This window comes from Streptomyces sp. NRRL WC-3549 (genome assembly GCF_000721935.1).
Classification (GTDB): Bacteria; Actinomycetota; Actinomycetes; order Streptomycetales; family Streptomycetaceae; genus Streptomyces.
Map to the genome: position 1 here is coordinate 153,158 of NZ_KL585423.1, position 336 is coordinate 153,493.

At 78.0% G+C, this 336-nt stretch carries 1 pseudogene; it reads right to left on the reverse strand.

Going from position 1 to position 336, the window contains the following annotated elements:
* Positions 1 to 293, reverse strand: a pseudogene (locus IH13_RS0127100) (hypothetical protein); the annotation flags it as partial.
* Positions 294 to 336 lie beyond the last annotated feature (43 nt).

The following is a 336-nucleotide window of genomic DNA, read 5'->3' on the forward strand; positions in this document are numbered from 1 at the left end:
TCCGCCGGGACGGGGGCCTCGGCCGGGGCCGGGGTGGGGACGGCCGCCCCGCCTTCACTTCTCACGCCTGGGCCCCCGCCCGTGTCACCGTCCGTGGACGTGTCCGGGCCCCGGCCCGTACCGCCGTCCGCGGACCGGCCGGTGGTCCCGTCCTCGTCCACCGCGTCGTCCTCGCGGGCGGCTTGGCTCCCCCGGTCGGCGGGAGGGCGTGCGGGCACCGGTGCCGGGGCGAGCACGGACAGGGTCCTGTCGTCGTCCATCACGGTGAGCAGGTGGGCCGGAACGCGCAGCATCGCCCGCATCCCCCCGTACGGTGACGGCTCGATGTGGCAGGGG